We start from the raw sequence: 8,500 nt of genomic DNA, 5'->3' as shown, positions 1-8,500 counted from the left end.
CTCGAATTTTACTTAGCCCACTAGGTTACAAACCTCGCGCCGCGGTTTAATCGCCCCTAGATTGAACAAATTCCAATCCGCAAAGGTCAACACGCCCTAGGGTGCTTTTTTTGTGCAATTAACAAACTAATAGCGGACAAGTGTCCTTGTTAATTATTTCAAAACTATATTTGAGCTAGCCGCGCAGTTGCAATTGTTGTAAAATACGCGCGTTTCTAAGCTATCGAAAAGCAACCCCAAGCAATTATTTGAGGAAAACCTGTGAGCGAACAAAAACAGTCATTAAGCTATAAAGACGCGGGCGTAGATATCGACGCTGGTAATGCACTTGTTGAGCGTATTAAAGGCGTAGTTAAAAAAACGCGTCGTCCAGAAGTAATGGGCGGAATTGGTGGTTTTGGCGCTCTTTGCGAAATTCCAGAAGGTTACAAACAGCCAGTACTAGTGGCAGGTACTGACGGTGTAGGTACTAAACTACGTTTAGCTATCGACTTAAAAAAACACGACACTGTAGGTATTGATTTAGTTGCAATGTGTGTAAACGATTTAATAGTACAAGGCGCTGAACCCCTGTTTTTTCTAGATTACTATGCAACAGGTAAACTAGATGTAGACACAGCGGCCGATGTAGTAACCGGTATTGGTAAAGGCTGTGAGATTTCTGGCTGTGCCCTGATTGGCGGCGAAACAGCTGAAATGCCAGGTATGTACGATGGTGAAGACTACGACATGGCCGGTTTTTGTACCGGCGTAGTAGAAAAATCTAAAATTATTGATGGCACAAAAGTAGCAGCCGGCGATCAACTTATTGCCCTTGCCTCTAGCGGTCCGCACTCAAACGGCTTTTCTTTAATTCGTAAAGTGCTTGAAGTATCAAACGCCGATACGAACCAAGTTATTGACGGCAAAACACTAGGCGAGCACTTACTAGAGCCAACCCGTATTTACGTTAAGCCTTTACTTGAGTTATTTAAGCAAGTAGACGTGCATGCCCTATCGCATATTACTGGCGGCGGCTTTTGGGAAAACATTCCGCGTGTATTACCTGATTCTGCAAAAGCAGTAGTTAAAGGCGATAGCTGGGAGTGGCCAACCGTTTTTAACTGGTTACAAGAAAACGGCAATATTACTACGCACGAAATGTACCGTACATTTAACTGTGGTGTAGGCATGGTATTAGTAGTACCAGGCGATGCGCTAGAGCAAAGCTTAAGCATTTTAAAAGAGCTTGGCGAAAACGCATGGCACCTTGGTGAAATTCAAGATGCTGTTGCCGGCGAAGAGCAAGTAGAAATTGTAGGTGGTGCTAAGTAATGGCACCCATTCGCTTAGTGGTATTAATATCGGGTAGTGGTTCTAATTTACAAGCCATTATTGATGCCTGCGAGCGCGGCGAAATAAACGGACACATAGCGGCTGTTATAAGTAACAAAGCAGACGCTTACGGCCTTGAGCGTGCAAAACAAGCAGGTATTGCTACAAAAGTGCTCAGTCACAAAGATTTTGACTCGCGCGAGGCCTATGATGCGCAATTAATGAACGTTATTGACTCTTTTATGCCAAATCTAGTTGTATTAGCTGGGTTTATGCGTATTCTTACTCCTAGCTTAGTGCAAAAATATGTTGGAAAAATGTTGAACATTCATCCATCTTTGTTGCCTAAGTATCAGGGGCTGAATACCCACCAAAGAGCAATTGATGCAAAAGACGATGTTCATGGCGTAAGTGTTCATTTTGTAACTGAAGAGTTAGACGGCGGTCCCGTTATTCTTCAGGCGCAAATACCTGTACTCAAGGATGATACAGCAGAAACATTAGCTAAACGCGTGCACGAACAAGAGCATATAATTTATCCTTTGGTGGTCAAGTGGTTCAGTGAACACAGACTTACTATGGAAGCAGATTATGCAGTTCTTGACGAAAAACAACTTCCTGCACACGGCGCGCACTACCCACAATAAAAAAATAAGTGCCCTGCTGTTATGTGTGGGCGCTTTACTTCCTACTAGCCTAATTGCAGGCGAACTAACAGAGTATCAAGCCAGCTACGATATTTTACGCAAAGGTAAAAATCATGGCGAGGCAGTACGCGAACTTAAAAAAGTTGGCGAGCAAACATATCAACTTACTTATCACAGCAATATTGAGTGGATGATTTTCTCTGACAAGCGAGAAGAAACCTCAGTATTTACTTTTTTAGATAACAAAGTCACTCCTCATCATTACAATATGGTGCGTACCGGCACCGGCCCAGATAAAGATTATAAAATAGACTTTGATACACAAAATAAAGTGGTCACCAGTAGTACTAGCGAATACCCGCTAAAGTGCGAATGGACTGACGAATTTCAAGATGCTATTTCGTATCAAGTACAAGTACGCGAAGGCTTAAAAAAAGGCGAAACTTATTTTTCGTTTCCGCTTATTGATAAAAAAGGCAATCGCCGCGACTACAACTTTGAAGTGGTTGGCAAAGAAATGATTTCGTTGCCAATTGGTAACGTAGAAGCTATAAAAGTAAAACGTTTATACGATAACGATAAACGCCAAGCCCTTGCCTGGTTTGCACCAGAAATGGACTACATGCTTGTACGTATGTGGAAAGGCGAAAAAGGCATGGAGCAGTTTGAGGTACAAATGAATTCATTTACCGTTACCCAACCTGTTTCTACTCCAGTAAGTGAAAGCAGCGAAGTAAGATCAGAAGCGCCGTAAACACGGTGATAGCAAACACAAAAAAACGCGATTTTATATCGCGTTTTTTTGTGTTTGCTTTTAGGCTAATTAACTAAATTAGTTCGCCCATTTTAAATAACGCAAACTCCCCTGGCTGCATTTTTTGCCAGCGTTCGTCGTTGGTTAATGGCCGTGTAGCTATTACTGTTACTACATCGTTTGGGGTGGTTTCTTCGTTAAAGTCAACCACCATATCGGCATCAATTAACGTTGCTTTACCAAATGGCGCTCGGCGCGTTATGTAGTGTAAGTTATTCGTGCAGTAAGCCAATACAAATACGCCATCGGTCAATAACATATTAAATACGCCCTTTTCACGTAACGTATGTGAAAGCTTAGCCGCATATCTAAATACAGAGGCCATATTAGAGGGACGTTTTGGGTATTTTTCACGAATTTTATCTAGCAACCAACAAAACGCCAGCTCACTGTCGGTGTTACCCACAGGGCGATAATATTGTGGTTTTAAATCGTGATAGTTAGATAACTGGCCATTATGTGCATAGGTAATTTCGCGCCCCCAAAGCTCACGAGTAAACGGGTGGGTATTTTCAAGGCACACTCGACCACGGTTGCCTTGGCGAATATGGCTAATTACCGACACGCTTTTAATGGGGTAAGCTTTTACTAGCTTGGCGATTTCTGATTGATAGCTTGGCTCAGGATCTTTAAAGGTTCTACACCCTTTACCCTCATAAAACGTTATACCCCAGCCATCTTTATGCGGGCCAGTATTACCACCGCGCTCTAATAAACCTGAAAAACTAAAACAAATATCCGTAGGTACGTTGGCTGACATGCCAAGTAATTCACACATTAATAAACTAACCCTTAAAAAATACGTATAAATAGCGCTGTACTTTACTGTGCGCTACAACAGACATACTTACTTAAAAAAACTTTTTTGGCTAGCTGATTTACTGATTTTTAGTGCTTAAATAATTGCTGTGATTGAATTAAACACAGCAGTGGTGCATGCTCGTTCCTTATAAAGGGAATAAGGATAAGCATAATAGCTAGTTTGTCGTTAATTTAACGGTGTAATGTACTTGAAACTTACGCTCACTAGCGCTACTCTAACTGAGGTGGTCTGACCTCTATTAAGGAATAAGCAATGACACTCATATTTACACTCGGTTTAATCGCACTGCTCAGCATCGCGGTTTACCACAGAGCGAGTTGGAACACAGCACTTGGTGTTTCTGCCGCAACATTATTAATTGGTACCTTTGCAGGTGCTTTTGGTTTAATTAGCTGGTTGATCTTTTTGATCATCGCAGTTCCTCTTTCTGTTACTGGCATTCGTCAGCAATATATTATCAAGCCGGTTTTTACTACCTTTAAAAAAGTAACGCCAAGCATGTCTGACACTGAAAAGTCAGCAATCGATGCCGGTACTACGTGGTGGGAAGCTGATTTATTTTGTGGTAACCCAGATTGGAAAAAGCTACACCAATACCCAGTACCAAAGCTGACTATTGAAGAGCAAGCCTTTATTGATGGCCCTGTAGAAGTAGTATGTAGCATGCTAGATGATTGGGAAGCAACACACGAGCTTACCGATTTACCGCAAGATGTATGGCAATATCTAAAAGATAATAAATTCTTTGCCATGATCATCAAAAAAGAATACGGCGGTTTAGAGTTTTCTGCGTTTGCACAATCATGTGTTCTGCAAAAGTTAACCAGTAAATCGACCTTACTATCGTCAATTGTAGGTGTACCTAACTCGTTAGGCCCAGGTGAATTACTACAGCACTACGGTACTGAAGATCAAAAAAATCATTATTTACCGCGCTTAGCCCAAGGCCAAGAAATTCCATGTTTTGCATTAACCTCGCCAGAAGCAGGCTCTGACGCGAGCTCAATTCCTGATTACGGTGTAGTGTGTAAAGGGCAATGGAACGGTGAAGAAGTAGTAGGTATTAGCCTTACCTGGAACAAGCGTTACATTACTCTTGCACCAGTGGCTACAGTACTTGGTCTTGCCTTTAAACTACAAGATCCAGATGGTTTACTAAGCGACAACAAAGAGCCAGGCATTACCTGTGCACTTATTCCAACTAACACGCCAGGTGTTGAAATTGGTCGTCGCCACTTCCCGCTTAACGTACCATTTCAAAATGGCCCGACTCGCGGTAAAGATATTTTTGTACCCCTTGATTACATTATTGGTGGCCCAGAAATGGCTGGCCAAGGCTGGCGAATGCTGGTTGAATGTTTATCGGTTGGCCGTGCAATTACATTGCCATCAAACTCTGCCGGTGGCATTAAAACAATTGCCGTAGCAACAGGTGCATACAGCCGTATTCGTCGTCAGTTCCGTTTACCAATTGGTAAAATGGAAGGTGTTGAAGAGTCACTGGCTAAACTTGCAGGTTACGCTTACAGCTCAGATGCAGCAGTTAGTATGTCAACCGGTGCGGTAGATTTAGGTGAAAAGCCATCGGTTGTTTCAGCTATTATTAAATACCACCTTACCGAGCAAATGCGCGAGTCGACCATTCATGCAATGGACGTACTTGGCGGTAAAGGGATTATGCTTGGGCCAAATAACTATTTAGGTCGTGGCTATCAAGGTGCCCCTATTGCTATAACAGTAGAAGGTGCCAACATCTTGACCCGTAATATGATTATTTATGGTCAAGGTGCAATTCGCTGTCATCCATTTGTACTAACCGAGCTTGGTGCTTGTGAAATTGAAGACCGCGAAGAAGCGCTTAACGTATTTGATAAAGCGCTAATGGGCCACATTGGCTTTACGATGTCGAACCTTGTACGTACTAAGTGGCTTGCGCTTAGTGGTGCACGTTTTACTAGCGTACCGTACAAAGACGACACCGCAGAGTTTTACCGTATAGCATCACGCTTTAGTGCATCGCTTGCGCTTATGTCTGACATTAGCATGGCGGTATTTGGTGGCTCGCTTAAACGTAAAGAGCGCATTTCAGCACGTTTAGGTGACTTACTAAGCTACTTATATTTAGTGTCTGCAACGCTTAAACGTTATAACGACGAAGGCCGTAAACAAGAAGATTTAGCCCTAGTAAAATGGAGCTGTCAGGATCATCTTTACCACTGCCAACGTGCCCTTGCTGATTTAATCAATAACATGCCCTCTGCCCCATTACGTGGCGTATTAAAAGTATTGTTATTCCCGTTTGGTCGCCCGGTTCGTAAACCTACCGACAAACTTGAGCATAAACTAGCACAACTACTTCAAGTACCTAGCGAAACGCGTAACCGTTTAGCAAGCTATGTTTACTTAAAAGATGAGCCACTAAACCTAGTTGGCCGTCAAGAGCAAACACTTAAAGACGTACTGGCTGTAGAGCCGTTATTTGAACGAGTATGTAAAGAAAAAGGCCTTAAACTGCCATTCTTCCAACTTGATAAAGTAGCGCAAATGGGCCTTGAAGCTGGCATATTAAGCCAAGCAGAAGCTGATAAATTAGCCGCTGTTGAAAAAGCCCGCTTAGATGTGATTAACGTTGATGACTTTGACCCAGCTGATTTATTAGCAGGCAAAGCCGCACGTAAAAGTGAAGACAGCAAAGCAGATGCAGCTTAACCCGTTAGGTTAACGCAGCCAACAGTCCTCCTGTTGTGATCATCCAAACCAGCGCGTAATGCGCTGGTTTTTTTTGCACGATAGCTTGTTGGAGTGCGCACCAAATAATGCCAGTTAATAGCAACAAGCCACTTGCTTGGTTAAATAAAGCAAAAAAACCAATAAGCGAAAGTAAGAGCACAATTAAACTAGGAACAAATTGGCCAATAAAAAATGCTGTTTGCTTATTCTGCATTTTAAAAAACACACTATATTGTTGATGTAGATGACTACAATCAAATTGTAATGAACTACTAAACAACACCACAAAAGCTAGTGACAAAATACTAAATATATCAGCTAAATTAGCGCGCTCTTGTAGTAGTACCTCAAATGCCATAAATACGCACAACAATAAAGCACCTCGCCAAATCAAAGTCCAGCTGTTGTGTATAAAAAACATTAGCCAAAAGCCTGTAAGCGAGCTTAGCTCTAACTTAGCTGCAAAATTAAAAGGTACCATTAAGGTGCTTAAGGCAAATAACAGCACAAAGGCACACTGATAAATCAGTGGACTTACATCAAACGGTAACATTAGCCACATTGCAGATAATAAAAATCCATAAACAAGCGCTATTGGCTTGTATAAGCATAAAATGCCGAGGAGAAATTGTAATAGTAAAAACACCAAAAAATGCGGCACCCTAAGCCACTGGTTTATGCTCAGTTCAATCGCAATAACAAGGCTTGCAATCAACCAGCCATTACTTAACAGTAAAAGCTTTATATCCACCAAACCAAGCCAATACCGCTTTACCAATGTCTGTTGAAACGCTCGTTGGGCTGAGTTTTTTATTGCAGACTTCATTGCGCTTAACATTACACTTTGTAGCAGCAAATACAGCCAAGCCATTTGCGCACCATATTGAGGTGCATCACTACTATCAATAATTTTTCCAAGCCCTAAAAAAAATAGCAATATCAATCCCAACACTGACGAGCCTAACACCACTAAAAATAACAACCCAAAGCTTTTCAGTTGTAATAATAATTGTGTAAGTTCAGTCTTGTATGCCAGAAAACGATAATCCATAAAAGAGCGGTATTGGCCAATAGATTGTTTTAAATTTGCAATCATAAAGGCATACACTCAAAGCCATGCAGTAAAAAAGGCTCGGGCTCGTGACAGGTAATAATTATTTGACCTTGTGGCTTATTTACTAAATATTCATCAAGTAAAATTAATAAATACTCAATACTCGCTTGATCAAGCGCTGCACTGGGTTCATCTAACAGTAAATACGGTGCATCGCGCATAAGCGCTAAAATTAACTGACACTTCTTTTGGTTTCCTGATGATAGAGCGTCAAAGCGCGTATTTAGAAATTCATTAAAATTAAACCCATCGACTATAGCTGTTGGCCAACAACAGCCAAATGTATTTGAGGATAAGTTAATTATTTGCTTTGCTGTTAAAAAGTCGGGTAAAGCAATACTGTCAGAGGCTATAGCAACTTGCCTATGTGGTTCGGTTAATGTGTTTCCAGAAAACAAAAGCTCACCACTTTCGTAAGTTTCAAGCCCCGCTAACATCATCAATAGAGTTGTTTTCCCTTGGCCATTAGGTGCTTCGATGCATATTTTTTGGCTGCTAAACACTTTATTGTAATCACGATAAACCACGTTGGTAACAAACTGCTTATTTAAGCCAATCACTTCAATCATAAAATATCCCTATAAGTAAGCGTGATATTATAAATAAACTTTTATGAGAAACAAAACCCATCACCACAGCTTTAAAACAACACTAACGGGAAAGTAACGTCGCTTTCTAATAGCGATAAATCTTTTAGCAAAGTGAAACAGTATCAGAAGCTCTGAAAAAGCTTGTGACATCAACAGCGTTCCTCTCTAACACTTCACTATAAAGATAAGCTTTTTACATCTGCGGCGCTATGACTTAGCCTCAAGCCATATAAACTACTTTAAAGGACAATTTGAATTCTGATAACACGTAAAGCTATGAACTAAACTAAAAATTAAGCTATGAGTTTTTAATTCAAATCTACTACGGTTTACGTGTAAATTATTGATCTGACTCCATAAAAGTAGACACCTATTTAGGAGTCAGTTCTCATGAAAGTAAAAGCGTTTCGTAAACATGCAGAGGAATTTAAAAGAAAAGTGGTGCAGGAGTCACTAGACTCACACGGT

The 8,500-nt window shown here is 41.1% G+C and carries 7 protein-coding genes; 4 read left to right on the top strand and 3 right to left on the bottom strand.

The window, feature by feature from the left end:
• The first annotated feature begins 261 nt into the window (after window positions 1-261).
• From purM to CWB60_RS19655, 3 genes are read left to right on the top strand one after another with little or no spacing between them, the layout of a single operon-like run.
• Window positions 262-1,314: a phosphoribosylformylglycinamidine cyclo-ligase gene (purM, locus tag CWB60_RS19665; protein ID WP_138579437.1), complete on the top strand. Its 1,053-nt coding sequence runs from the start codon at window positions 262-264 to the stop codon at window positions 1,312-1,314.
• On the top strand, window positions 1,314-1,961 hold the full coding sequence (gene purN / locus CWB60_RS19660; protein ID WP_004588939.1) for a phosphoribosylglycinamide formyltransferase: 648 nt from the start codon (window positions 1,314-1,316) through the stop codon (window positions 1,959-1,961). Before purM ends, purN begins: the two co-directional genes overlap by 1 nt.
• 16 nt (window positions 1,962-1,977) lie before the next feature.
• Window positions 1,978-2,715, top strand: coding sequence for a DUF3108 domain-containing protein (locus tag CWB60_RS19655; RefSeq protein WP_029772580.1), 738 nt, complete (start codon window positions 1,978-1,980; stop codon window positions 2,713-2,715).
• A gap of 73 nt (window positions 2,716-2,788) precedes the next feature.
• Here the strand turns inward: CWB60_RS19655 and CWB60_RS19650 are convergent, their stop codons facing one another.
• A complete protein-coding gene (locus tag CWB60_RS19650) occupies window positions 2,789-3,553 on the bottom strand; it encodes a class II glutamine amidotransferase (RefSeq protein WP_004587229.1) in 765 nt (254 codons plus the stop codon).
• A 297-nt stretch (window positions 3,554-3,850) separates the two neighbouring features.
• On the opposite strand from CWB60_RS19650, the gene fadE reads away from it, so the two are divergent.
• Window positions 3,851-6,307 carry an acyl-CoA dehydrogenase FadE gene (gene fadE / locus CWB60_RS19645; RefSeq protein WP_138579435.1) on the top strand — a complete coding sequence of 819 codons (2,457 nt, stop codon included), beginning with the start codon at window positions 3,851-3,853 and terminating at the stop codon, window positions 6,305-6,307.
• A 4-nt stretch (window positions 6,308-6,311) separates the two neighbouring features.
• On the opposite strand, the gene CWB60_RS19640 is transcribed toward fadE, so the two are convergent.
• Both CWB60_RS19640 and CWB60_RS19635 read right to left on the bottom strand, forming a co-directional pair.
• A complete protein-coding gene (locus CWB60_RS19640) occupies window positions 6,312-7,424 on the bottom strand; it encodes a DUF6136 family protein (RefSeq protein ID WP_138579433.1) in 1,113 nt (370 codons plus the stop codon).
• Entirely contained in the window at window positions 7,421-8,011 is a 591-nt protein-coding gene (locus CWB60_RS19635) for an ABC transporter ATP-binding protein (RefSeq protein WP_138579431.1), read from the bottom strand. Before CWB60_RS19635 ends, CWB60_RS19640 begins: the two co-directional genes overlap by 4 nt.
• Window positions 8,012-8,500 lie beyond the last annotated feature (489 nt).

The organism is Pseudoalteromonas sp. S327, from assembly GCF_005886415.1.
GTDB classification, from domain to species: domain Bacteria; phylum Pseudomonadota; class Gammaproteobacteria; order Enterobacterales; family Alteromonadaceae; genus Pseudoalteromonas; species Pseudoalteromonas atlantica.
The sequence above is the reverse complement of the archived record's forward strand: the minus strand, read 5'-3'. Positions and strand labels throughout refer to the sequence as shown.